Raw genomic sequence first — 23,167 nt, 5'->3', positions numbered from 1 at the left:
ACTCCGCTCCCACTCTTTCCAATTCGTTCGAAGGCCGCCCCAGTGTCTCGCAAAGCGGCCTTCAGAAACACCGCCGGTTCTTATGCCTATATTTGCTACGCCTTTTGCCCAGCTCGACCTCGTTCGTCAGCCCGAACAGCAGGACGACCCGCTGCAGGCCTTCGACGCCGCCGATGAGTACCTGCTCAGTCACCTGCATGAGCAGGGGCTGACCGCCGCGGCGCGCATCCTGGTGCTGAACGACAGCTTCGGCGCCCTGGCCGCCAGCCTTGCCCCTCACGCGCGGGTCACCAGCAGCGGCGACTCGCATCTGGGCCATATCGCCCTGCAACGCAACCTGGCGCGCAATGGCCTCGATACCACCGCCGTGCGCTTCGTACCCGCCAGTGAAGTGGCCGAAGGACCGTTCGACTGGGTACTGATCCGCGTGCCCAAGACCCTGGCGCTGCTGGAGGAGCAACTGATCCGTCTGCACGGCCAGCTCGCTCCCGGTGCCTCGGTGGTCGCCGCCGGCATGGTCAAGCACCTGCCTCACGCTGCGGGTGACCTGCTGGCGAAATACATCGGCCCGATGCAGCCGTCATTGGCGGTGAAGAAGGCACGCCTGCTGATCGCCACGGCCGAGCAGAAGCCGGCCGTCACTTCGCCCTACCCCACCCGCTACCAACTGGACCAGCCACGCCTGACCTTGATCAACCACGCCAACGTGTTCTGCCGCGAAGGCCTGGATATCGGCACCCGCGCCTTCCTCCCGCACCTGCCGCGCAGCCTCGCGGACGTCCGCGCGGCGGACCTGGGTTGCGGCAATGGCGTGCTCGGCATCGCCTACGCCCTGACCAACCCGCAGGCGCAGATGACCCTGGTGGATGAGTCCTACATGGCGGTGCAATCGGCTCGGGAAAACTGGCAAGCAGCGCTCGGCGAACGCCCTGTGGATATCCGCGCAGGCGACGGCCTGGCCGAACAGACTGCGGACTCGCTGGACCTGGTGCTGTGCAACCCGCCCTTCCACCAGCAGCAGGTGGTGGGCGACTTCCTCGCCTGGCGCATGTTCGTGCAGGCGCGCAATGCACTGGTGGCGGGGGGCGAGCTGTGGATAGTGGGCAACCGCCACCTGGGCTACCACGCCAAGCTCAAGCGCCTGTTCCGAGGCGTGGAGCAGGTGGCGGCTACGCCCAAGTTCGTGGTGTTGAAGGCGAGCAAATAACGCCGCGATTTGCAGGAAACCTTGTGGGGGCGAATTCATTCGCGATGCAGACCGAAGGTCTGCCTTACGAGACTCATGGGGGCTGCTGCGCAGCCCTTAGCGAATGAATTCGTCCCCACAGGATTAGTGCGTACTCAACCCTGCCGCCGTCATGAACATCCGCAGCAGGTAGGCCACAGCGCCGAGGGCCAGCACGCTGAGGGCCCAGATGCCCACCAGCCAGCCCAGGCGCTGCCACAGCGGTTTCTTCTCTGACTTATCCACAGGCCGCTCCTAGTGGTAGCCGTCTTCCTGGGTCACCTTGCCGCGGAACACGTAGTAGCTCCAGGCGGTGTACATCAGGATGAAGGGAATGATGAACAGCGCGCCCACCAGGATGAAGCCTTGGCTCTGTGGCGGCGAGGCGGCCTCCCAGATGGAGATCGACGGTGGGATCACGTTCGGCCAGAGGCTGATCCCCAGGCCGCTGTAGCCGAGGAAAATCAGTACCAGGGTCAGCACGAAGGGCGCGTGGTGGGCGTTGTGCGCCACCGCGCGCAGCAACGCCCAGGTGCACACCAGCACCAGGATCGGCACCGGCATGAACCAGAACAGGTTGGGCAGGCTGAACCAGCGCGCCGCAATGTCCTCATGGGCCAACGGCGTCCAGATACTGACGATGCCGGTGATGCCCAGCAGCACCAGCACCAGCGGGCGCGCCAGGTCGTGCATCTGCTGCTGCAGGCGGCCTTCGGTCTTCATGATCAGCCAGGTACAGCCCAGCAGCGCGTAGGCCGCGATCAGGCCAAGGCCACAGAACATCGGGAAGGGTGCCAGCCAGTCCAGCGAGCCGCCGGCAAAGGTGCGATCCACAACCGGGATGCCTTCGATATAAGCGCCGAGCGCCACCCCCTGGAAGAAGGTGGCGGCGATAGAGCCACCGATGAAGGCCTTGTCCCACAGGTGACGCTTGGCCGGTTTGGCCTTGAAGCGGAACTCGAAGGCCACGCCACGGAAGATCAGCCCCAGCAGCATCAGGATCAGCGGCAGGTAGAGCGCGGACAGCACCACCGAGTAGGCCAATGGGAAAGCGCCGAACAGGCCGGCGCCTCCCAGAATCAGCCAGGTCTCGTTGCCGTCCCAGACTGGCGCGACGGTGTTCATCATCACGTCGCGCTCGCCGTCATCCTTGACGAAGGGGAAGAGGATGCCGATTCCGAGATCGAAACCGTCCATCACCACGTACATCATCACGCCGAAGATGATGATGATCGCCCAGATCAGTGAAAGGTCGACGCCCATGGTTCAGCTCCTTACCTCGGTAGCGTTGTCATCATCGTCCATGCCCTCTTCGGTTGCCGAGAGCGGGCGTGCAGGGGTGCGGTGCTGGCCGGGGCCGCCGATACCCTGTTCCTTGCCCTCGTGGGTGACCGGGCCCTTGCGCACCAGGCGCATCATGTAGCCCAGGCCCGCGCCGAAGAGCACGAAGTACACCACCACGAAGCTCACCAGAGTCAGGCTCATCTGGGTCACGCTGTGGTTGGACACCGCGTCGGCCGTGCGCATCAAGCCATAGACCACCCAGGGCTGGCGGCCCATCTCGGTGGTGAACCAGCCGGCGAGGATCGCGATCAACCCGGAAGGGCCCATCCACAGGCACAGGTAGAGGAACGGCCGGGACTGGAACAGCCCGCCACGCCAGCGCAGCCACAGGCTCCACATACCGGTGAGGATCATCAGCATGCCGAGGCCCGCCATGATGCGGAACGACCAGAACACGACGGTGGAGTTGGGCCGGTCTTCCTTCGGGAAGTCCTTCAGCGCCGGTACCTGCTTGTCCAGGCTGTGGGTCAGGATCAGGCTACCAAGGTAGGGAACCTCCACCTTGAAGCGGGTTTCCTCGCGCTCCATGTCTGGCCAGCCGAAGAGGATCAGTGGGGTGGCTTCACCACTGCTGTTGTCCCAGTGGCCTTCCATCGCGGCGATCTTCGCCGGCTGGTGCTTGAGGGTATTGAGGCCGTGCAGGTCACCGATGAACGCCTGTACCGGGGCCACGATCAGCGCCATCCACATGGCCATGGAGAGCATCTTGCGGATCGCCGGATTGTCGCGACCGCGCAGCAGGTGCCAGGCCGCCGAGGCGCCGACGAAGAAGGCGGTGGCGAGGAAGGCGGCGGTGGCCATGTGCAGCAGGCGGTAGGGGAAGGACGGGTTGAAGATCACCGCCAGCCAGTCCACCGGTACCACCCGACCGTCGATGATCTCGAAGCCCTGCGGGGTCTGCATCCAGCTATTGGAGGCGAGGATCCAGAAGGTGGAAATGATGGTGCCGATGGCCACCATCACCGTGGAGAAAAAGTGCAGGCCAGGGCCCACGCGGTTCCAGCCGAACAGCATGACGCCGAGGAAGCCGGCCTCCAGGAAGAAGGCGGTGAGCACCTCGTAGGTCAGCAACGGCCCGGTGACCGCACCGGCGAAGTCGGAGAAGGCACTCCAGTTAGTGCCGAACTGGTAGGCCATGACCAGGCCGGAGACCACGCCCATGCCGAAGTTCACCGCGAATATCTTCGACCAGAAGTGATAGAGGTCGCGGTAGACCTCCTCGCGTGTCTTCAGCCACAGGCCTTCCAGGACGGCGAGGTAGCTCGCCAGGCCAATGGTGATGGCCGGGAAGATGATGTGGAACGACACGGTGAAGGCGAACTGCATTCGGGCGAGATCGAGAGCCTCCAATCCGAACATGGCGAATCCTCTAATCAGGTTGATACGGGCACGGGCCCTGCAAAGCTCCATCGGATTTGGAGCCATGCCGGACCGAGTTTTTCTTGTGGAGTCTGCTGCAACTGGATGTGGGCCTGGTCGGCCCTTCACAAACCCGCGTCAGGGGTTTTGACGCGGATCAAGCAATGCATAGAGATTAGCCGTTCAAGGCATTTGGGAAGCTGTGGTTCGTTGCCGCGCGACAGGTTGCCGCGCGGCCGGCCGCCGCAGGTTATTCAGCGTGTAGGTTGGCGCTGAGCGAAGCGACGCCCAACACGCGAGCCCACCCGGATTCGTTGGGCTTCGCTGCGCTCTGCCGCAACCTAGGGTTCGAGAGCGTCAGGGCTGTCCACATCACGCAGGACACCTGGGTCGTCCACGCCGACGGAAACCCAGGCCGCGGCATGGGCGCGCAGCACACGGCGCGCGCCTTCGTCGCCGGTGAGCGCCTGCAGTTCCGGCCAGAACTCGCGGCCGAACAGCACGGGGTGCCCGCGTTCATCGTGATGGACGGGAAACACAATGCGCCCCGGCGCCGCCCTGGCAATCAGGGCGCGTAGGCTGGATTCGGCGATCCACGGCATATCACCCAGCAGCACGGCGACGGCATCGGCAGGGCTTGCGGCCAGCGCCCGCGCACCGGCCGCCAGGCTGTGGCCCATGCCTCGCCCGGCGTCTTCGCACAGAATGATGTTGCAGCCCTGCGGCAGCCCCAGTTGCGCCGGATCGTCCTCGGGGCGCAGCACCACATGAACCTCGTCGAACACCGCCTGTGCCCGCGCCAGGCTCGCCGCCAGCAGGGTGCGACCGTCAGCCAGGGTGGTGCGGCGCTTGTCGCTGCCGAAGCGGGTGCCGAAGCCAGCGGCGAGGATCAGGGCGGGGACGAAGGGCATTGGTCAGCTCCGGATTGCCATCGGGGCGAATCACTGTGGGGGCGAATTCATTCGCAGTAGGGCAGCGCAGCTGCCCCATGATGCTTGCAGGGCAGACCTGCGGTCTGCATAGCGAATGAATTCGCCCCCACAAAAGAAAAGCAAGGCCTGCCGGCTTGCCTCACAGGCGCTCCCGCGCAATTCCGTTGCGCACCCGCAGGATGTCCGCGAGCACCGCCAGGGCGATTTCGGACGGGGTCTTGCTGCCAAGGTTCAGGCCGATGGGCGCGATGATGCGCGCAAGCTCCACCTCATTCAGGCCGCCGACCCGGCGCAAGCGTTCCATGCGCTTGGCGCTGGTGGCCATCGAGCCCATCACACCGATGTAGAAGGCCTCGGTACGAACCGCCTCGATCATTGCCAGGTCGTCAATTTTCGGATCATGGGTCAGGGCGACCACAGCGGTGTCGGCGTGGCAGCCGCCCTGGCGGATGAACTCCGAAGGCAGCTCGCGGCGGATTTCCACGCCCGGCAGTTCGACCCCCTGCAGTGCCTCATCACGCGGGTCGCAGAGCACCACCTCGAAGCCCAGGCTCTGGCCAAACTCGGCGCATACCTGGGCCACAGTGGAGTAACCCGCCAGCAGCAGGCGCTGGGCGGCACCGACGCGCAGGTGCAACAGGTCGCCCAGGCGCTCCACCCGCGGGCCATGCTCGCGGTCCGGCAACAACCGACGCGCGCCCTCGGGCAGGGCGACCTCGCGGATCAAGCGGCGCTGGCCGGCCAAGGCCGTTTCCAGCTCTCGCAGGTGCGCCTGGACATCGCAATCGGCGGGCAGGTTTTCCACCAGCACGTCGAGAATGCCGCCGCAAGGCAGACGGATCGACGAGTGGGTATCGCTGCCGTCGCCATAGCGCACCAGTTGGACCGGCTCGGCGAAGGCACCGGCGACCAGGCGTTCGAGGAAGTCATCCTCGACACAACCGCCCGACAGCGAGCCAATCCAGTGCCCGCCGGCGGTGGCCGCCAACAGGGAACCCGGCGCGCGGGGCGCCGAGCCATAGGTCGCGAGGACGGTGCAGAGCCACACACGCTGGCCAGAAGCGGACCACTCCAGCGCCTTGCGCACCACCAGCAGATCGAGGTGTTGCATCGTGGGAAATACCCTAATCAGTGAGACGACAGGACCTCGCCGCGCAGCTCCGTCACCCGCTCCGGGCTCACCTCAGTGTCGAGGCCGCCCCAGGTCTGGCGCAGGTAGTTGAGCAGGTCGCGCATCTGGCCGTCGTCGAGTTTATCCCTGAAGCCGGGCATTGGCTGCATCCGTTCGAAACCGGTGAACTGCTGCTCGCGGATACCGTCGTCGATAACCCGCAGCAGGTTGCGGGAATCCGCCAGGCGCAAGGTGGTGTTGCCGTTCATGGCAACCGCCACGTGCGGCACGCCCTCTCCTGCCACGCCGTGGCAACCGGCACAGACGTTGAGGTAGTCCTGGCGACCGCGAGCGGCGCTTTCACCCAGTTCAGCCTCGGCCACGGCAGCTATCTTGCGCGGAGCCGGCGGCTCTTCGCCCAGCAGGTAGGTGGCCATGGCGCGGTGATCATCCTGAGGCAGGTACTGGGTGCTGTGATGCAGCACCGGGTACATCTCGTTGAATACCGAACCCTGATCGCTGATGCCGTGCTTGAGGAAGGTGGACAAGTCGTCCGTGGTCCAGCCGCGCTCGGCCAGGTCCTTGGCCAGCAGGCTCGGGGCCTCGTAGCCGAGAATCACGCCGCCGGTCATGCGCCGGTCCTGCTGCAGGGCACCCAGCGCATTACGCGGGGTGTGGCACTCGCCGCAGTGGCCGAGCACTTCCACCAGGTACTGGCCGCGCTGCCACTCCTCACCCTTGCCGTTGGACGGCTCGAGCTGCACGCGGTTCTTGTAGAGCATGTTCCAGAAGGTCATGCCGAAGCGCACGTTGAAGGGGAAGGCCAGGTCGGTCTTCGGGCTCGGCTTGGCGATGGGCTCCAGGCTCATCAGATAGGCGTAGATGGCGTCGGAGTCTTCACGCTTGAGCAGGTGGTAGGAGGTGTAGGGCATGGCCGGGTAGAGCTTGCCGCCGTCCTTGCGCTCGCCCTGGGTCACGGCCTTGTAGAACTCTTCAGCGCTGTAGTCGCCAATGCCATGCTCTTTGTCCGGGGTGATGTTGGTGCCGTAGATGGTGCCGAACGGCGACACCAGCGGCAGGCCGCCAGCGTACTCGGCACCGCCTTCGATGCTGTGGCAAGCCACGCAGTCGGCGGCACGGGACAGGTACTTGCCGCGCTCGATCAGCGCCTTGTCCACCGGCTGTTCAGCGGCTTGGGCGGCCAGGGGCAGCAGCAGGGCTGCGAGGAGAAACGAGCGCATCCTCAACCCTCCTTGACCAGGCCGAGGCCTTCTACCACTTCGCGCGCGGCGTTGTAGTAGCGGACGTAGCCGGTGCAGCGGCAGATGTGATTGCCCAGGGCATGTTCGATCTCCCCTTCCAGTTCGCTGCGCTTGACCGGCTGGCGCTGGAGCTTTTCCACCAGCACGGTGGCGGCGTTGACGTAGCCAGGGGTGCAGTAGCTGCACTGGAAGGCGAACTGATCGATGAACTTCTGCTGAATCGGATTCAGCTCGGTCACTTCGCCCTTTGCATCACGCTTGGCGTGGCCTTCGATGGTGCGCACCTTCTTGCCGTCGAAGAAGTGCGCGCCAGTGATGCAGGTGCGGATCTCCTCGCTGGTGCCATCCGGTTTGTCGAGGATCGCCACGCAGGCGTGGCAGATGCCCTGGCCGCAACCCAGGCGCGAGCCGGTGAGGTTCAGGTGTTCGTGGAGGAACTCGATCATCATCAGGTCGTCGTCCACGGTGAAGGGACCGACGGCCTGGCCGTTGAGGGTCATGCTGAGGGTGCGCTTAGCCATGGAGGGCCTCCTTGATGCGGGCCGGAGTCAGGGGAAGGTCGCGCAGGCGCTTGCCGGTGGCGTGGGCCACGGCGTTCACGATGGCGCCGACCACCGGGATCATCACCACTTCGGCAATGCCCTTGGCCGGGTCGCTGGGCGACAGCGGCGGGAGGATTTCAGCGGTCTGTTTCCACACTGCGCAATCCTTGGCGCGGGGCAGTTGGTAACGGTTGAAGTTCCAGGTGCCTTCGCCGGGACCGCCCTCGTACAGCGGCATGTCTTCCAGCAGTGCGTGGCCGATGCCCATGGCGATGCCGCCTTCGAGCTGGCCGAGCACCAGTTCGGGGACGATCACCCGGCCGCACTCCAGCCAGGAATGGTGATTGATCACCCGCGCCTCACCACTGCCCTTGTTCACCTTCACTTCCACCAGCGTCGCCACCGGGCTGTAGTAGGTGACCATGGCGTTGTTCAGCTGGGTCGGCGGATAGCTGATGGCGGTACGGTCCAGCAGGTGGTAGCCGTGACTGGTCATCTTCGCCTTCTTCTCCTTGGCAGCACCGTCACCGTACTTAACGGCCACGGCGTCCAGCGGGAAGGTGTCGCGCTTGCCGTCGATGTCGAACTCGCCCTCGGCCCAGGCCCAGCGGTTGAAACCGTGGACGCTGACACCCGTGACCAGGCCCAGCTCGTGGGCCTTGTGCGCCAGCACCTCGAAGGGGATCGGCGGCAGGCCGTTGGCGGTCAGTTTGCCTTCCACCCAATGGGCGTCCTCGCGGCGCACCACGTAGGGGTTGGCCAGGCCGCCAAACTCGCCGCGGCCCCAGATGCTCAGCGCCGCCGGCCACAGGCCGTGGTTGAAGAGGATACGTGCCGCCTCGCGGGTGCCGTGGCCGGAGTAGTAGGCCGAGTTGGTCGCCGAGGACGGCGAAGCCAGCTTGCCGACCCAGCGCGGGTTCTTCAGCGCGGCATCCTGTTCAGCCTGGCTGATCAGGTAAGGGTTGCCGCTGGTGGTCAGGTCCAGCTCGGCCCACTCGGTGACGCCGGTGCGGATTTCATGCGCCGGACGGCCCAAGTAGTCAGCCACCAGCAGCGCCTGGGAGGTGGCCATGCCGGTGCCCATGTCGATGGCGATCTGGCGCAGCGTCACGCGGCCATCGGCCGTGAACTCGATGCTTGCCATGGGTGCCTCGGAGCCGGTGCCGAAGTCCTTCTGGCAGATGGCGAAGCCAACGCCGTAGTAGTTGTCCGGATCCTTCGCCTCCTCCTCGCGCTTGCGTGCATCGCGGTTCTTCCAGACCTCGTGCTGCGCAGCCTTGTCGAGGATTTCGTCCAGGCGCAGGGCACCGGCGGGAATCGCGCCCTGGGTGTTCTTCATGCCGGACTTGAAGACGTTCTTGCGGCGCAGCTCAATGGGGTCGACGCCCAGGCGCGCGGCGACCTCGTCCACCATCATCTCGGTGGCGGCCATGGTCTGCAGGGTGCCGTAGCCGCGCATGGAGCCGGCTTCGACGCCACGGGAATGATAGGCGGTGGCGGCCAGATCGCTTTGCGGCAGGTAGTAGATGGACTGCGCGGCGGTAGCCCCCACGGCGGCGACCGAGGGGCTGTAGTTGATGCGTCCACCGCCATCGACGTCCATGTGGGCACGGAAGATCTGGAACGACAGGTCGTCCTTCTTCACAGCCAGTTGGTAATGCATGTCGAAGGGGTGGCGCTTGATACCGCTCTGGAACTGCTCGTAGCGGTCATTGGCGAGACGCACCGGCACGCCGTCGCCGTAAATCGCCGCCAGGGCGGCGTAGAACACGAAGATGTTGTTGTCCTTGGAGCCGTAGCCCACGGTGTAGCCGGGGTGCATGTTCAGTTTCTGCACCGTGAAGCGCGACGGCGCCAGCATGTGCGCGGTCTGCTCGGCCACCTCGAAGGGGCACTGGGTGGCCACGACGAAATGCAGGGTGCCGGTGGCCGGGTCGTACCAGCCATTGCCGTTGTCCGCTTCCAGGGCGGCCGGCTCGATGGACTGGGTCTTGAAGCGTTCGTCAAAGACCATCCAGCCTTCCGGCGGATTGGCCAGCTTCGATTGCATCTGCTCGGCGTGGTAGATGCCCTGGGCGGTCAGGTCGCCCGCCGGGTTGCCGGCGCCCCAGGTGGGTTTGCGCTCGCGGATCAGCGGGAACAGCATGCTGTCCTTCAGGCTGGAGAAGGTATCCGGCTCGAAGGGCGTGGTGCCGCCAACACGCACGAAGCGGAAGCTGCCGTAGGGGTCACGCTGGAACAACGGCGCCTGGGCGCCGTAGCGCACCACCTTCTCATTGAACTTGAGGATGTTCTTCGCCCGACGGTAACGGTCGAAGTCTTTCCAGATCAGCAGCGCCACCGGGTGGCCGATGAACATCGGCACCTGGCCTTCGGGCAGGAAGGGGTCGGGGTTGTGGCCTTCGGGGAAGGCGATACCGTCGCGTGCGAGGTCGACAGCCGTCACCACGCGATCGGGCTTGAGCTCTTCGCCGAGCATGGACAGGTCGATGCCTTGATAAAGATGGTCGGCACGGGTGGCCTTGAGCAGCAGCGCATGGCCTTGCTGCTGCGGCCAGCCAGGCATGTCCTTGGCGCGAATGTCCCGAGCGAACACCTTGCCGCCGCAGACCTTGCTGACGCCGTCGATCCGCCCACGAGCCTGGCCACCAACGGTGTGCCAGGGCTCCGGCGTGCGGGTGACCTGCTCTTCGAACAGCGCGGCGAAGGCCTTGCTGCCCAAGGGGGCAAGGGTGATGCCGATACCGGCGACGACGCTGCCTTGCAGGAAGGCGCGACGGGATAACTCAGGAGTGGACATGCCCGTTCCTCATGGGACCGGATGCAACCGGCCCCATTCGTTATGCAATAAGCGGTTGTCGGCCCTTCCTGGCGGGAAGGGTCGTAACAATGATAGTCGGAGGATTTACCTGACTCGGAAGTCAAATATTAGCGAATTCCCTGACGCAGACAAAGGAAAAATTGTCTTCTAGGTCAGAAAATTCTGACGAAGGACTCGCTGATCGAACGCTTTATTCGGTAAGTGCAACCGCATATTTCAGAGCCCGTGCTAGGCTGCGCACCGATAGCAACCTAAGCAAATTCAGCGATGTCCCAAGCCCTCCTCCTACGCCACCATCGTCCTTTCCTGGCTTTCTGGTTCGCGCGCGTCTGCACGGCAAGCGGTTTCCAGATGATCACCGTCGCCATCGGCTGGCATATCTACGAACTCACCGGCAACGTGCTCGACCTGGGCCTGGTGGGTCTGGTGGAGTTCCTGCCGCGCGTGCTGTTCATGCTGCATACCGGGCATGTGGCCGATCGCTTCGATCGCCGTCGCGTCGCCGCCATCTGCCAGATTCTCCAGGCCCTGGTGGCAGGCATGCTGGTATTCGCCAGCGCCACCGACAGCGCCAGCCGCGAGCTGATCTTCCTAATGGCCTTCGTTCTCGGCGCCGCGCGCGCCTTCGAGATGCCAGCCACCCAGGCGCTGCTGCCGAATGTGGTGCCCAAGGAACTCTTCCCCCGCGCGGTGGCCGCCTCCGCCTCGGCGATGCAGGCAGCCACCATCGTCGCGCCGGCCCTTGGCGGCCTGCTCTACGCCTTCGGCAGCCTGTGGGTCTACGGCCCGACAGCGGTTCTCTACATCGCCGCCTGCGTCCTGATGCTGGGCCTTTCGAGCAGCCAGCAGCAGGCCAACAAGGCGCCGGCCAACCTGGAAAACCTGCTGGCGGGCATCCGCTTCATCCGCAGCCGGCCGGACATCCTCGGCGCGATCTCCCTGGACCTCTTCGCCGTGCTGCTGGGCGGCGCCACCGCCCTGCTCCCGGTGTTCGCCAAGGACATCCTGCTCACCGGCCCCTGGGGCCTGGGCCTGTTGCGCTCGGCTCCGGCGGTCGGCGCATTGCTGATGTCCTTCTGGCTAGCGCGCTTCCCCATCGAGCGCAATGTCGGGCGAATCATGTTCACCTCGGTAGGGATCTTCGGCGTGGCGACCATCGCCTTCGGCCTCTCCACCTCCTTCTGGTTCTCCCTGGCAGTGCTGGCGGTGCTCGGCGCGGCCGACATGATCAGCATGGTGATTCGCGGCGCCTTCGTGCAGTTGCACACACCGGACGAGATGCGCGGCCGCGTCAGCGCGGTGAACGGGCTGTTCATCGGCGCATCCAACCAGTTGGGTGAGTTCGAGTCCGGCGTCACCGCCGCCTGGTTCGGCACGGTGCCGGCGGTGGTCATGGGTGGTGTCGGTACGCTGATCGTGACCGGGCTGTGGATAAAGCTGTTTCCCTCGCTAGCCAAGCGGGACAAGCTGCACTGAGTCCATCCCGGGTGCGTTTAACTTGTGGGGGCGAATTCATTCGCTAAGGACAGCGCAGCTGCCCGCCCCCTCAACATCCGTCGAGCAGGACTTCGTCCTGCCTGGCGATTGAAATCGCCCCCACAAAGAAACGCTCCGGACCCAGCCGATCAGGGCACCAGCATCGCCTTGGCGATTTCGTTGCGCTTGGCCTTGCCGCAGAGCTGTTCCACCAGGGTCAGGGCGAAGGCCAGGGCGCTGCCGGGGCCTTGTGCAGTGATGCAGTTGCCGTCCACGACCACCGGCTGGTCGACGAAGGTGCAGCCGGACAGCCGGTCACTGAAGGCCGGGTAGCAGGTCATGCGGCGCTGGCGCAGGACGCCGAAGGGCTGCAGGGCCATGGCCGGGGAGGCGCAGATGGCAGCGAAGAAACGGCCGGCCTTGGCCTGCTGGCGCACCTTCTCGGCCAGCGGCTCGTGCTCGCCCAGGCGCTGGGCGCCGGGCATGCCGCCGGGCAGGACGATCAGGTCGTAATCCTGGGCCAGCACGTCCAGCAGCATAGTGTCGGCGGTCAGGCGAGTGCCGCGGGCCAGGGTAATCATCCGGCGGGTTTCGATGCTGGCCACCACCGTCTTGATGTCGGCGCGCCGCAGCACGTCGATCAGGGTCACGGTTTCCAGGTCTTCAACGCCTTCGGCAACGGCGATCAGGGCCTGGAGATGAGGTTGGGTATGCATGGTGTTCTCCTTTTCCTGGAAACCGAAGCTGTCCGTCCGGTCATAAATTCACCACTCCGGGGTGAGCTGGTATGATGCGCGCCTTTTTTCAGACTGGCAGAGAAAAGTCCATGGCGCCCGCGTGCGCCGTGCATTTGTGCTTTGCTTTTCGCCAGCTGAATGACAACGACGCAGTGCGTCACGGGGAGCCCACACATGCTGGAAAAGCTGTTCCAACTCAAAGCGCACGACACCAACGTGCGCACCGAGGTCCTGGCCGGTCTGACGACCTTCCTGACGATGGCCTACATCCTCTTCGTCAACCCTGCCATCCTCGGCGAGACCGGCATGGACAAGGGTGCGATCTTCGTCGCCACCTGCCTGGCAGCCGCGATCGGCTCGGCCACCATGGCGCTGATCGCCAACTACCCGATCGCCCTGGCCCCCGGCATGGGCCTGAACGCCTTCTTTACCTACACCGTGGTCCTGCAGATGGGTCACACCTGGCAGGTGGCCCTGGGCGCCGTGTTCCTCTCCGCCTGCATGTTCTTCGTGCTTTCGGTGTTCAAGATCCGTGAGTGGATCATCAACAGCATCCCGCTGGAACTGCGCTCGGCCATCGCCGCCGGCATCGGCCTGTTCCTCGGGTTGATCGCCCTGCAGAAGGCCGGCATCGTCGCCGCCCACCCGGTGACCATGCTGACCGTCGGTGACCTGACCAAGCCCGAGCCGATCCTCGCCGTGCTCGGCTTTTTCCTGATCGTCGCCCTGGAAGCCCGCAAGGTGACTGGAGCCGTGCTCATCGGCATCCTCCTGGTGACCATCGCCGGCATCGCGCTGGGCGTCTCCCAGTTCGGGGGCATCTTCTCCATGCCGCCGTCGCTGGCCCCCACCTTCCTCCAGCTGGACATCAAGGGGGCGCTGGAAATCGGCCTGGTCAGCGTGATCTTCGCCTTCCTCTTCGTCGACCTGTTCGACAACTCCGGCACCCTGATCGCCGTGGCGAAGAAGGCTGGCCTGATGCGCGCCGATGGCTACATGCCGAAGATGGGCCGTGCGCTGATCGCCGACTCCACCGCCGCCATGGGCGGCTCCCTGCTGGGTACGTCCACCACCACCAGCTACATCGAGTCCGCTGCGGGCGTCAGCGCCGGCGGCCGTACCGGCCTCACCGCGCTGGTAGTCGCCGTGCTGTTCCTGCTGGCCCTGTTCCTCTCGCCGCTGGCCGGCAGCGTGCCGGCCTTCGCCACCGCCCCGGCGCTGTTCTTCGTTGCCGTGCTGATGGCCTCGGGCCTGGCCGAGATCGACTGGAGCGACCTGACCACTGCCGCCCCTGTGCTGATCACCACCCTGGCCATGCCGTTCACCTATTCCATTGCCGATGGCATTGCCTTCGGTTTCATCGCCTGGGCCGCGATCAAGACCCTCGCCGGCCGCTATAAAGAGCTGAGCCCGGCGCTGGTGATCCTCGCGGTACTCTTTGTTATCAAGATGGGTTTCTTCCACTGATGAGTCGTCCCCAGTTCGACCCGGCGGCCTACACCGCCCAGCTTGCCGAGAAGACGCAGCGCCTGAAGGCGCTGCTGGCGCCCTTCAATGCCCCGGAACCGGACGTCTTCGAATCCCCCCGTGAGCACTATCGCCTGCGCGCGGAATTCCGCCTGTGGCGCGAGACCGGCAGCGAAAACCGCCACTACGCGATGTTCGAAGCCGGCGACAAGTTCACCCCGGTGATGATCGAAGACTTCCCCATCGCCAGCCGCCGCATCAACGAGCTGATGCCGCGCCTGAAAGCCGGCTGGCAAGCGAGCAAGGTGCTGTCCTTCAAGCTGTTCCAGGTGGAATTCCTGACTACCCTGGCCGGCGATGCGCTGATCACGCTTTGCTACCACCGTCCGCTGGACGACGCCTGGCAGGCCGAAGCCGCGACGCTGGCCGCCGAACTGGGTGTGAGCCTGGTAGGTCGTTCCAAGGGCAAGCGCATCGTCATCGGCCGCGACTATGTCGAGGAAGCACTGACCGTTTCTGGCCGAGTATTCCGCTATCGCCAGCCGGAGGGGGCCTTCACCCAGCCCAACGGCGAGGTGAACCAGAAGATGCTGGGCTGGGCCTTCGACGTGCTGGGCGATCGCCAGGACGACCTGCTGGAACTCTATTGCGGCAACGGCAACTTCACCCTGCCGCTGGCCACCCGCGTGCGCAAGGTGTTGGCCACCGAGATCAGCAAGACCTCGGTGAACGCCGCCCTCGCCAACCTGGCCGATAACGCCGTGGATAACGTCACGCTGGTGCGCCTGTCCGCCGAGGAACTGACCGAAGCGCTGAACGAAGTGCGCCCATTCCGCCGCCTGGCGGGTATTGACCTCAAGAGCTATGAGTTCGGCAGCGTCTTCGTCGACCCGCCCCGCGCCGGCATGGACCCGGACACCTGCGAACTGACCCGCCGTTTCGACCGCATCCTCTATATCTCCTGCAATCCGGAGACCCTGGCGGCGAACATCCAGCAGTTGAGCGATACCCACAAAGTGGTGCGCTGCGCCCTGTTCGATCAGTTCCCCTACACGCACCACATGGAATCGGGCGTGCTGCTGGAGCGGCGCTGAGTTCGGTGGTGGCTCGATGAAACGTAATCCCCCTGACGACAGAACCGTAGGATGGGTTGAGGCACGAAACCCATGCAGCCACGGTTGATGGGTTTCGCAGGCTCGCGGAACGCCGCCCGCCCCATCCGCGAAATCCGGGAGAGGGGCTGGGAAGCCTAGGCCCCATCCAGCTTGCGTAACGCGGCAAAGGCCAGCCCCGCCGACACCACCTCGAACAGCAGCACGTAGAGGTTGAAGGTCTGCCCCAGGCTGCCGTCCAGCCAAAGGCCGCTGATCCGCCCCAAGGCGAGGGCAACATAGATCAGCACCAGCAGATCCAGTGCTGCCCGCGCCAGTTGCAGGCGTAGTTGGGCCAGCAGCAGGAAGGCAGCGATACCCAGCTGCAGACAGCCGTAGTAAGCACGCACATCGGTCACCGCCGAAGGGTCCATCAGCAGCATGCCGCTGAGGCTGGCCATTTCTTCCGGGCGGATGAAGTACGCCAGCCCGAAGCCAGCAAGAATGAGGGCCTGCAGGCCCAGCAGGATGCGGGTAAAGAGCATCGTCTGGTCTCGCGACAAGGTCAGGGAAAAAGCATAGGCCGCTCGGGAATAGTCTGATACAGAGCTTTTCTTGGGCCTGGAAAGGTGCAGCGCTATCCTGCCTTTCTTTATCCCCGGCCTGCCTGGCCGCAAGGAGCCCCCATGCGTTCCCTCCTCCTGCTCACCACCCTGCTGGCCGGCATCGCCCAGGCCGCCGAGCCCATCACCATGGACGTCTACCGTGACCCGAACTGTGGTTGCTGCAAGGCCTGGATCAGCCACCTGCGGGACAACGGCATCCAGGTCCGCGACCACGAGGAAAGCGACATGGCCGCGGTTAAGATGCGCGTCGGCGTGCCCTACCAGCTCGGCTCCTGCCACACCGGCGTGGTAGACGGCAAGTTCGTCGAAGGCCATGTGCCGGCCAGTGATGTGCTCAAACTGCGCGAGCGCCCCGACCTGTTGGGCGCTGCCGTACCGGGCATGCCGGTGGGTTCCCCCGGCATGGAAATGGGCGACCGGCAGGACGCCTACCAGGTGATCGGCGTTGCCCAGGGTGGCAAGCTGAGCGTGCTCAGCGAGTATCCTGCCCGCTGAACCCGAGCATCCCCTCGGACGGCCGCTTGAAGCGGCCGTTTTCTTTTCCCTGGAGCCTGAAATGGAATACTGGCAAGTCGATGTGTTCGCTGAACGGGTCCTGGCTGGCAACGGCCTGGCAGTCTTCCCCGATTGCAGCGGGCTCTCCCCTACCGCCATGCAGGAACTGACCCGCGAGCTGCGGCAGTTCGAGTCGATCTTCCTGGCGCCGCTGGAGGCCCCGAACGCCTTCTCCGCCCGCGTGTTCACCGTGGAAGAGGAACTACCCTTCGCCGGCCATCCGATCCTGGGCGCCGCCGCCCTACTGCATCACCTGCATGGCGGCAAGTCAGACGCCAACTGGGTGCTCCAACTGGTGGAGAAGCAAGTGCGCATCGCCACCCGCCGTCAGGGCAAGGGGTTCTACGCCGAAATGGACCAGGGCGCCGCCGCGTTCGGCCAGGTGCTGGACGATTCCGCCGCCGATGCCTTGGCCGCCGCCTTTGGCAGCGCGCGTGACGGCCGCTACCCGGCCCAGGTGGTCAGCACCGGCCTGCCCTACCTACTGTTGCCAGTAACCGCTGCCGGCCTGGCTGCGGCGAAACAGCGCGAGCTGCTGGATGACGCCCTGGCCGACATCGGCGCCGCCTTCGTCTTCCTGATGGACGTGGACGCCCGCGAAGGTCGCACCTGGGACCCGCAGGGCGTGGTCGAGGACATCGCCACCGGCAGCGCTGCAGGGCCGGTGGCCGCCTGGCGCGTGGCGCAGGGTCTGGAGCGCGCCGACCAGCCGTTCGCCCTGGCCCAGGGCCGCTTCCTCGGCCGCCCGAGCCGACTTGATGTATGCGTTACCAGTGCCGGAAATGTGCTGGTGGGCGGTGAGGTTCAACTGCTGGCCCATGCCCGCCTGTTGCCGGCCCCGGCCGAGCTGGGCTGACGACCGGGCTGGCGGTGCCCGCCTCCAGCGTCAACACTGATTAACTCGCCTTTCGAATGGAGAGTGGTCATGCGCTGGCAACGTGCGCGTCGCAGCGACAACGTACAAGACGCCGGAGGCGCGGGGGGCGGCATGCGCCTGGGCGGTGGCAAGGGATTGAGCCTGGGCGGTATCGCGATCGTGGTCGTGGTGGCGCTGCTGATGGGCGAGGACCCGTTGCAGATCCTTGGCCAGATCACCCAGCAGAACGCCTCGGTCAATCCCCAACAGCAATCAGCCATGCCCAGTGGTACGCCAGAAGAGCGCGAGTTCGTCAGCGCCATCCTCGGCGACACCGAAGACACCTGGCGTGCCATCTTCCAGGCCGCCGGCCGCCAGTATCAGGACCCGACCCTGGTGCTGTTCAACGGTGGTGTGCAATCGGCCTGCGGCTTCGCCTCGTCGGCGGTCGGCCCCTTCTATTGCCCGGGAGACCGCAAGGTCTACCTGGACCTGGACTTCTTCGAGGAAATGGCCAGCCGCTTCCAGGCCGCCGGCGACTTCGCCCAGGCCTATGTGATTGCCCATGAAGTGGGCCACCACGTGCAGACCCTGCTGGGCGTTTCCGCCAAGGTCAACGCCGCTCGCCAACGCGGAGAACGGGTGGAGGGCGACAACGGCCTGCTGGTACGCCAGGAACTCCAGGCCGACTGCCTGGCCGGTGTCTGGGCCTTCCACGCACAGAAGCGCCTGAACTGGCTGGAACCTGGCGATCTGGAAGAAGCCCTCAACGCCGCCAACGCCATCGGCGATGACCGTCTGCAACGCCAAGCCCGCGGCCAAGTGGTGCCGGACTCCTTCACCCACGGGACGTCGGAGCAGCGGGTGCGCTGGTTCAAGATGGGCTTCGAGAAGGGCGAAGTGGGACGGTGCGATACCTTTTCGACGGCGCGGCTCTGAGTGGCTCCGAGCGCACTGGGACGCCCCTCACCCTCCGGGAGAGACGCAGGATGGGTTGAGCGAAGCGATACCCATGCGGATCTGGTTGCGGGTATCGCCAGCTTGCGGAACACCACCCGCCCCATCCTGCAAACAGCCCTATCCGCCTTTTCTCACCCCCGGCTCAACCGCAACAGCTCTGCGCAATCCCGCGCGAACCAGTCCGTCAGTTCCGGCCAGGGGTTTTCCGGCAGGTTCACCAGGACGGTTCCCGCGCCGGCCGCGCGGCCGCAGTCGAGGTCGAAGCGGTAGTCACCCACCATCACCAGTTCACGAGGGTCGACCTGCCAGCGTTCGGCCAGGTGCAGCAGACCGCCGGGGTGGGGTTTGGGCGGGGCTTCGCCGCGCCCCAGGATGTCATCGGTGGCAAAGCAATCGCCCAGGCCGATGGCCTCCAGGGTCAGCAGTGCCAACTCGTGGGCGTTGCGGGTGAGGATGCCGAGCTGGCAGCCGCGCCGGTGCAGCTCACGCACCAGTTCGAGGGCACCCTCGGCGGGACTCGCATTCAGCGCCAGCTCCCGTTCGTGTGCCAGCAGCCAGGCGTGCTTGGCGGCGGCTTCATCTTCGGGCAAGGCCGTCAGATGGTGGAGGATGTCGTCCTCCGGCGGGATGTCCAGGGCCAGGCGAATGGCGGCGAAATCATGCACGGCAATGGTCAGAGTGCCGTCCATGTCGAACACCCAATGGCGGTATCGCCCAAGTTCGGTACCCGGAAACGTCACTTCCAATCCTCGCGCAGACGGGTCAGGCCCTCCTGGGCCACCGAAGCCACCAGTTGGCCGGAGCGGTTGAAGATGCTGCCACGGGAGAAGCCGCGGGAATTGCCGGCCCAGGGGCTGTCCATGGAGTAGAGCAGCCAGTCGTCCGCACGCAGGTCACGATGGAACCACAGGGCGTGGTCGAGGCTGGCCACCTGCATGAACTTCTGCCACACCGACACGCCATGGGGGAGCATGGAAGTAGTCAGCAGGCCGAAGTCCGACGCGTAGGCCAGGATGTATTTATGGATCGCGCGGATGTCCGGCAGGCTGCCATCGGCGCGGAACCAGAGGTGCTTGATCGGCTCGCCCGGCCTGGGGTCGTAGGGGTTGTCAGCAGTGACCGGACGAATCTCGATGGGCTTGGCGCAGAGGAACTTGTCGCGCACCCGCTCGGAAAGCAGATGGGCGTTCTGCCGGGCGATTTCCAGCTCACTGGGCAGGCTCTCCGGCCCTGGCACCTGGGGCATGGGCAGCTGGTGCTCGAAACCTTCCTCGTCCTGCTGGAAGGACGCGCTGCAGGTGAAGATCTGCTGGCCCTTCTGGATGGCGGTGACCCGACGGGTGCTGAAACTGCCACCGTCGCGGACGCGCTCGACCGAATACACCACCGGCAAGGTGGCATCGCCCGGACGCAGGAAGTAACCGTGGAGCGAATGCACATGGCGCTCGGGCTCCACCGTCTGGCTAGCGGCGGAGAGGGACTGGCCCAGCACCTGGCCGCCGAACAGTTGGCGGAAACCGAGGTCCTGGCTGACGCCACGGAACAGGTTTTCTTCGATGGATTCGAGGCTCAGCAGCGCGACCAGCTCGTCGAGCACCTGGGTCATGGGGTTCTCCTCTGCAAGGCTGCCGCCCCGGTCATGGCCGGGGCGGTCGTCGTAGTTCGGGGTAGGCCGGAAGCGTCGTCAGGCGCTCGTCCCACAGCGCGCGACCGATGGTGAAATGGTAAAGGCTTTGCCAACGACTGTCGGCCATTTCCAGCAACTCATGTACCGAATCGTCAAAGTAGCAGCCGATACCGGTGCCGGATATCCCGGCGGCCTCGGCTTCCAGGTAGAGCAATTGGCCAATCTGGCCGCATTCCCAGTACAGCCGCGGGTAGTGCCAGGCGCCCTGTTGCAGGGCGTCGTCGAAGCGCGCGAGCATCGCCAGGGCAACGCAGCCGTCGGCGGCGATGTCCTGACCGCAAGAGAGGAATCCCGCCAGGCCACGGGCGTCGCCCTCCAGCAGGCGGTACAACGGCAGCTCGTCGCTGGCGCGCTGCCAGAGGAAGTCCTCGCGCAAACCACTGGCCAGCTCGCCGTCGGGTACGGCGCCACGGGCCAGCCAATAGAGGCCGGGGGTCAGGTCCTGGACGCGGTGGACGAAAAGCAGCAGGTCTACCCGGGGCGCACCAAGACTGGCGAAGGGGACGGGCGAATTTTCCGGCATGAGGCGGCGCAACCACGCCAGCAGCAGGTCGGCATGAATGCCGCTACGGCCATCCATCGACTGGGCGCTGCGTCGACGATGCAGCAACGGCCGCAGGGGCAGGCCGGGGTTATCCACAGAGACACTGGCAATCGGGGCGCGCCAGTCGGCCAGCGGCAGGCTCGGTGCGCGGCATAGGCCGTGGATGCGTTCCAGCTCCGGCCAGTGGCGCTGCTCGCGGGACAGCCGATTGGGCGTGCCTTGTATTTCCAGGGCTGCCATCACCGCCAACAGCGATTGATCCAGAGCAAACGCCACAGCCTGGGCCGGGCCTATCCACAGCAGCACATCGGCCAATTCGCGCTCGACGAAGCCGGGGCCGTCCAGCCCCAGCAGCGAGTCCAGTGCTTCCTCGGCAACCCCGCCCATGACACGCACTTGCCAGCCCAGCGCGCTGGCGGCGATGGCCAGGGCCGCCAGGGCATGGCCCAGGTCGTGCTGGCAATAGCGGTAGGCACGCTCTCCGTACTTCCAGGCCTCGCGCCAGGGAATGCTGGCCAGGCCAAGCAGGAAGCCGCCCGGCGGCAGCGCTGCTGCCAGCTGCATTGCCAGGGGCGCCGGCAGTTCAGCGCGCACCTCAAGGGCGTGGGCGTCCGGCGCGTAGTGCGCGAGCAAGCCACCCTCCTCCACCGCCCCCGGCGGCAGCAGCAGGTAGGCCTCGGTAGGGTGCAGGTTGCCCGAGGACGGATTGACCCGCAGCGCCCACTTGCTGGCACCTGCTTCCTTCCACGCGGAAATCGCCAAGCTGTCATAGAGCAGTTGGGACAGGCTTTCTCTATCTAGCGGCGCCGGCCGACCAACCGGGGCCGCGAACACCGCGTCGTAGGGTGGCGTCTCTTCCAGCGGACGGTGCCAGAGCTCCACCAGGCGCGCGCCGGCATAACGACGGAAAGGCGCCGGCTGGGTCGCCCAGTCCAGTTGGCCGGGGCCGGGGGCGAAGCAGTCCGGACGGTGCTTGCTGAGTTCGTGGTAGGCGCGCACCGCGTCGCTCATGGCAGCGCCTCCCATTCGGCGCGGCCCAGTCGGTAAAGCCAATGGGGTCGCAGCGGATCGTCCTCGGGCAAGCGCGGATGGTCGAAGTCACCGTCCGCGTCGCGCTGCATGCCGATACGCGCCATCACCGCCAGGGAGCGCAGGTTGGCCGGCACGGTAAAGGCCACCACTTCGACCAGTTGCAGCGGCTCGAAGGCAAAGGCCAGGGCGGCCTGCGCCGCTTCGCTGGCCAGGCCCTGTCCCCAATAGCTCGGCATCAGCCTCCAGCCGATTTCCACTGCGGGCGTGAAGTGGACCTCGAAGTTCACGTTCTGCAGGCCGAGCACACCGACGAAAGCGCCGTCCGAGCGGTGCGTGACGATCCACTGGCCGAAGCCGTGGTCGCGGAAGTGGGCACGGATACGCGCCGCCAGGGCATCGCTTTCCTCCCGACTCAGGCAGGCGGGGAAGTGGCGCATCACCTCGGCGTCGGCATTCATTTCGGCAAAGGCTGGGAGGTCGTCGTCGCGCCAGTCACGCAGATGCAGGCGCGGGGTAAGCAGTTCGATCGGGGACATGGGACTTACTCTTGAACCTGGCTCGAAGGCCCCATAATACTGCCCTGCGTACCGCCCCGAGTGCCGATCGATGTTCCTGCCGCTGGTCTACCACGATGACTACAGCCCGCCGTTTCCGGCGGAGCACCGCTTCCCGATGGAGAAGTTCCGCCTGCTCTACGCGCATTTGCTCGACAGCGGCCTGACCACCGACGCGCGCCTGCATCGACCGGACATGTGCCCGCCCGAGGTGCTCGCCCTGGCCCACTGTCCGGACTACATCCAGCGCTTCCTCAGCGGCGAGCTGGGCCGCGAGGAGCAGCGCCGCCTCGGCCTGCCCTGGAGCGAACCCTTGGCCCGACGCACCGTACGCGCGGTGGGCGGCTCACTGCTGACCGCCGACCTGGCCCTGAAGCACGGCCTGGCCTGCCACCTGGCCGGCGGCACCCACCACGCGCACTTCGACCACGCGGCGGGCTTCTGCATCTTCAACGACCTGGCGGTGATCAGCCGCTACCTGCTGGAAACAGGCAAGGCGCAACGGGTACTGATCTTCGACTGCGACGTGCACCAGGGCGACGGCACCGCGCGGCTGCTGGCCGCTACGCCGGAAGCGATCACCGTATCGCTGCATTGCGAGAAGAACTTCCCCGCGCGCAAGGCTGAAAGTGACTGGGACATCCCCCTGCCCATGGGTATGGGTGACGCCGACTACCTGCACGTGGTGGACGACGCACTGAACTACCTGCTGCCCCTGTATCAGCCAGACATCGTGCTCTACGATGCCGGCGTGGACGTGCACAAGGACGACGCCCTGGGCTATCTGCAACTCACCGACGCTGGCCTCGCCGAGCGCGACGAGCGGGTGATCCGCCACTGCCTGGGTCGGGACATTCCTGTGGTGGGCGTGATCGGCGGCGGCTACGACAAGGACCGTGCGGCGCTGGCAAGGCGGCATGGCATCCTGCACCACAGCGCGGATCGGGTCTGGCGGGAGATGGGACTGGGGCAGTGAATTCGAGCGA

At 65.6% G+C, this 23,167-nt stretch carries 22 protein-coding genes; 8 read left to right on the top strand and 14 right to left on the bottom strand.

The genetic code is table 11. The features are described from left to right. The first annotated feature begins 82 nt into the window (after window positions 1–82). The gene (locus E8F20_RS17105) at window positions 83–1,207 is read left to right on the top strand and encodes a class I SAM-dependent methyltransferase (RefSeq protein WP_280284788.1); all 1,125 of its coding nucleotides are present in this window, start codon (window positions 83–85) and stop codon (window positions 1,205–1,207) included. Window positions 1,208–1,330: 123 nt separating this feature from the next. Here E8F20_RS17105 and E8F20_RS17100 read toward each other — a convergent pair whose 3' ends face one another. From E8F20_RS17100 to E8F20_RS17065, 8 genes are all read right to left on the bottom strand, one after another. After that, complete coding sequence (locus tag E8F20_RS17100) at window positions 1,331–1,471, bottom strand: DUF2474 domain-containing protein (RefSeq protein ID WP_036997560.1); 141 nt, start codon at window positions 1,469–1,471, stop codon at window positions 1,331–1,333. Between the two features lie 9 nt (window positions 1,472–1,480). Further along, window positions 1,481–2,488, bottom strand: coding sequence for a cytochrome d ubiquinol oxidase subunit II (gene cydB, locus E8F20_RS17095; RefSeq protein WP_280284787.1), 1,008 nt, complete (start codon window positions 2,486–2,488; stop codon window positions 1,481–1,483). Between the two features lie 3 nt (window positions 2,489–2,491). Further along, on the bottom strand, window positions 2,492–3,928 hold the full coding sequence (locus E8F20_RS17090; RefSeq protein WP_028629663.1) for a cytochrome ubiquinol oxidase subunit I: 1,437 nt from the start codon (window positions 3,926–3,928) through the stop codon (window positions 2,492–2,494). A 341-nt stretch (window positions 3,929–4,269) separates the two neighbouring features. Beyond that, entirely contained in the window at window positions 4,270–4,839 is a 570-nt protein-coding gene (locus E8F20_RS17085; RefSeq protein WP_280284786.1) for a nucleotidyltransferase family protein, read from the bottom strand. 160 nt (window positions 4,840–4,999) lie between these two features. Next, on the bottom strand, window positions 5,000–5,971 hold the full coding sequence (locus tag E8F20_RS17080; protein WP_280284785.1) for an XdhC family protein: 972 nt from the start codon (window positions 5,969–5,971) through the stop codon (window positions 5,000–5,002). Window positions 5,972–5,988: 17 nt separating this feature from the next. Then, window positions 5,989–7,212, bottom strand: a complete 1,224-nt coding sequence (locus E8F20_RS17075; RefSeq protein ID WP_280284784.1) for a cytochrome c — start codon at window positions 7,210–7,212, stop codon at window positions 5,989–5,991. 2 nt (window positions 7,213–7,214) lie between these two features. Then, window positions 7,215–7,754, bottom strand: a complete 540-nt coding sequence (locus tag E8F20_RS17070; protein ID WP_280284783.1) for a 2Fe-2S iron-sulfur cluster-binding protein — start codon at window positions 7,752–7,754, stop codon at window positions 7,215–7,217. Continuing rightward, complete coding sequence (locus tag E8F20_RS17065; RefSeq protein WP_280284782.1) at window positions 7,747–10,575, bottom strand: xanthine dehydrogenase family protein molybdopterin-binding subunit; 2,829 nt, start codon at window positions 10,573–10,575, stop codon at window positions 7,747–7,749. The genes E8F20_RS17070 and E8F20_RS17065 overlap by 8 nt, the downstream gene beginning before the upstream one ends. Before the next feature lie 288 nt (window positions 10,576–10,863). Here E8F20_RS17065 and E8F20_RS17060 point away from each other — a divergent pair, with 288 nt between their 5' ends. Beyond that, window positions 10,864–12,072: an MFS transporter gene (locus E8F20_RS17060; protein ID WP_280284781.1), complete on the top strand. Its 1,209-nt coding sequence runs from the start codon at window positions 10,864–10,866 to the stop codon at window positions 12,070–12,072. A 149-nt stretch (window positions 12,073–12,221) separates the two neighbouring features. On the opposite strand, the gene E8F20_RS17055 is transcribed toward E8F20_RS17060, so the two are convergent. Next, a complete protein-coding gene (locus tag E8F20_RS17055; protein ID WP_280284780.1) occupies window positions 12,222–12,788 on the bottom strand; it encodes a DJ-1 family glyoxalase III in 567 nt (188 codons plus the stop codon). Window positions 12,789–12,983: 195 nt separating this feature from the next. Here E8F20_RS17055 and E8F20_RS17050 point away from each other — a divergent pair, with 195 nt between their 5' ends. Then, window positions 12,984–14,276: an NCS2 family permease gene (locus tag E8F20_RS17050; RefSeq protein ID WP_137821033.1), complete on the top strand. Its 1,293-nt coding sequence runs from the start codon at window positions 12,984–12,986 to the stop codon at window positions 14,274–14,276. Continuing rightward, on the top strand, window positions 14,276–15,370 hold the full coding sequence (gene trmA, locus E8F20_RS17045; protein ID WP_280284778.1) for a tRNA (uridine(54)-C5)-methyltransferase TrmA: 1,095 nt from the start codon (window positions 14,276–14,278) through the stop codon (window positions 15,368–15,370). The genes E8F20_RS17050 and trmA overlap by 1 nt, the downstream gene beginning before the upstream one ends. 155 nt (window positions 15,371–15,525) lie before the next feature. Here the strand turns inward: trmA and E8F20_RS17040 are convergent, their stop codons facing one another. Next, entirely contained in the window at window positions 15,526–15,912 is a 387-nt protein-coding gene (locus E8F20_RS17040) for a DUF4345 domain-containing protein (RefSeq protein ID WP_280284777.1), read from the bottom strand. 141 nt (window positions 15,913–16,053) lie between these two features. Between E8F20_RS17040 and E8F20_RS17035 the strand changes: the two genes are divergently transcribed. The 3 genes from E8F20_RS17035 (at window position 16,054) to E8F20_RS17025 (ending at window position 18,343) form a co-directional block, all read left to right on the top strand. After that, window positions 16,054–16,488, top strand: a complete 435-nt coding sequence (locus E8F20_RS17035; RefSeq protein ID WP_028629674.1) for a DUF411 domain-containing protein — start codon at window positions 16,054–16,056, stop codon at window positions 16,486–16,488. 61 nt (window positions 16,489–16,549) lie between these two features. Then, the gene (locus E8F20_RS17030; protein WP_280284775.1) at window positions 16,550–17,404 is read left to right on the top strand and encodes a PhzF family phenazine biosynthesis protein; all 855 of its coding nucleotides are present in this window, start codon (window positions 16,550–16,552) and stop codon (window positions 17,402–17,404) included. 69 nt (window positions 17,405–17,473) lie between these two features. Then, window positions 17,474–18,343: a neutral zinc metallopeptidase gene (locus E8F20_RS17025; protein ID WP_280284774.1), complete on the top strand. Its 870-nt coding sequence runs from the start codon at window positions 17,474–17,476 to the stop codon at window positions 18,341–18,343. Between the two features lie 152 nt (window positions 18,344–18,495). Here the strand turns inward: E8F20_RS17025 and E8F20_RS17020 are convergent, their stop codons facing one another. Genes E8F20_RS17020 through E8F20_RS17005 form a run of 4 tightly spaced genes read right to left on the bottom strand, consistent with a single transcriptional unit; the run spans window position 18,496 to window position 22,163 of the window. Further along, window positions 18,496–19,104: an HAD family hydrolase gene (locus E8F20_RS17020; RefSeq protein ID WP_280284773.1), complete on the bottom strand. Its 609-nt coding sequence runs from the start codon at window positions 19,102–19,104 to the stop codon at window positions 18,496–18,498. After that, a complete protein-coding gene (tesB, locus tag E8F20_RS17015) occupies window positions 19,101–19,970 on the bottom strand; it encodes an acyl-CoA thioesterase II (RefSeq protein ID WP_280284772.1) in 870 nt (289 codons plus the stop codon). Before tesB ends, E8F20_RS17020 begins: the two co-directional genes overlap by 4 nt. A 31-nt stretch (window positions 19,971–20,001) precedes the next feature. Continuing rightward, on the bottom strand, window positions 20,002–21,606 hold the full coding sequence (locus tag E8F20_RS17010; RefSeq protein ID WP_280284771.1) for a nitroreductase family protein: 1,605 nt from the start codon (window positions 21,604–21,606) through the stop codon (window positions 20,002–20,004). Further along, the gene (locus tag E8F20_RS17005; RefSeq protein WP_280284770.1) at window positions 21,603–22,163 is read right to left on the bottom strand and encodes a GNAT family N-acetyltransferase; all 561 of its coding nucleotides are present in this window, start codon (window positions 22,161–22,163) and stop codon (window positions 21,603–21,605) included. Before E8F20_RS17005 ends, E8F20_RS17010 begins: the two co-directional genes overlap by 4 nt. A gap of 70 nt (window positions 22,164–22,233) precedes the next feature. On the opposite strand from E8F20_RS17005, the gene E8F20_RS17000 reads away from it, so the two are divergent. Beyond that, the gene (locus E8F20_RS17000) at window positions 22,234–23,157 is read left to right on the top strand and encodes a histone deacetylase (protein WP_280284769.1); all 924 of its coding nucleotides are present in this window, start codon (window positions 22,234–22,236) and stop codon (window positions 23,155–23,157) included. Window positions 23,158–23,167: the final 10 nt, after the last annotated feature.

It is taken from the genome of Pseudomonas sp. BN415, from assembly GCF_029871195.1.
Lineage (GTDB): Bacteria > Pseudomonadota > Gammaproteobacteria > Pseudomonadales > Pseudomonadaceae > Metapseudomonas > Metapseudomonas resinovorans.
Note: the sequence above shows the minus strand (reverse complement) of the source record. Positions and strands in the feature narration are given on the sequence as shown.

Excerpts from the sequence above, each read along its gene's own strand:
- E8F20_RS17105 (WP_280284788.1), top strand. The coding sequence starts at position 83 with ATGCCTATATTTGCTACGCCTTTTGCCCAGCTCGACCTCGTTCGTCAG.
- cydB (WP_280284787.1), bottom strand. The coding sequence starts at position 2,488 with ATGGGCGTCGACCTTTCACTGATCTGGGCGATCATCATCATCTTCGGC.
- E8F20_RS17090 (WP_028629663.1), bottom strand. The coding sequence starts at position 3,928 with ATGTTCGGATTGGAGGCTCTCGATCTCGCCCGAATGCAGTTCGCCTTC.
- E8F20_RS17085 (WP_280284786.1), bottom strand. The coding sequence starts at position 4,839 with ATGCCCTTCGTCCCCGCCCTGATCCTCGCCGCTGGCTTCGGCACCCGC.
- E8F20_RS17080 (WP_280284785.1), bottom strand. The coding sequence starts at position 5,971 with ATGCAACACCTCGATCTGCTGGTGGTGCGCAAGGCGCTGGAGTGGTCC.
- E8F20_RS17075 (WP_280284784.1), bottom strand. The coding sequence starts at position 7,212 with ATGCGCTCGTTTCTCCTCGCAGCCCTGCTGCTGCCCCTGGCCGCCCAA.
- E8F20_RS17070 (WP_280284783.1), bottom strand. The coding sequence starts at position 7,754 with ATGGCTAAGCGCACCCTCAGCATGACCCTCAACGGCCAGGCCGTCGGT.
- E8F20_RS17065 (WP_280284782.1), bottom strand. The coding sequence starts at position 10,575 with ATGTCCACTCCTGAGTTATCCCGTCGCGCCTTCCTGCAAGGCAGCGTC.
- E8F20_RS17060 (WP_280284781.1), top strand. The coding sequence starts at position 10,864 with ATGTCCCAAGCCCTCCTCCTACGCCACCATCGTCCTTTCCTGGCTTTC.
- E8F20_RS17055 (WP_280284780.1), bottom strand. The coding sequence starts at position 12,788 with ATGCATACCCAACCTCATCTCCAGGCCCTGATCGCCGTTGCCGAAGGC.
- E8F20_RS17050 (WP_137821033.1), top strand. The coding sequence starts at position 12,984 with ATGCTGGAAAAGCTGTTCCAACTCAAAGCGCACGACACCAACGTGCGC.
- trmA (WP_280284778.1), top strand. The coding sequence starts at position 14,276 with ATGAGTCGTCCCCAGTTCGACCCGGCGGCCTACACCGCCCAGCTTGCC.
- E8F20_RS17040 (WP_280284777.1), bottom strand. The coding sequence starts at position 15,912 with ATGCTCTTTACCCGCATCCTGCTGGGCCTGCAGGCCCTCATTCTTGCT.
- E8F20_RS17035 (WP_028629674.1), top strand. The coding sequence starts at position 16,054 with ATGCGTTCCCTCCTCCTGCTCACCACCCTGCTGGCCGGCATCGCCCAG.
- E8F20_RS17030 (WP_280284775.1), top strand. The coding sequence starts at position 16,550 with ATGGAATACTGGCAAGTCGATGTGTTCGCTGAACGGGTCCTGGCTGGC.
- E8F20_RS17025 (WP_280284774.1), top strand. The coding sequence starts at position 17,474 with ATGCGCTGGCAACGTGCGCGTCGCAGCGACAACGTACAAGACGCCGGA.
- tesB (WP_280284772.1), bottom strand. The coding sequence starts at position 19,970 with ATGACCCAGGTGCTCGACGAGCTGGTCGCGCTGCTGAGCCTCGAATCC.
- E8F20_RS17010 (WP_280284771.1), bottom strand. The coding sequence starts at position 21,606 with ATGAGCGACGCGGTGCGCGCCTACCACGAACTCAGCAAGCACCGTCCG.
- E8F20_RS17005 (WP_280284770.1), bottom strand. The coding sequence starts at position 22,163 with ATGTCCCCGATCGAACTGCTTACCCCGCGCCTGCATCTGCGTGACTGG.
- E8F20_RS17000 (WP_280284769.1), top strand. The coding sequence starts at position 22,234 with ATGTTCCTGCCGCTGGTCTACCACGATGACTACAGCCCGCCGTTTCCG.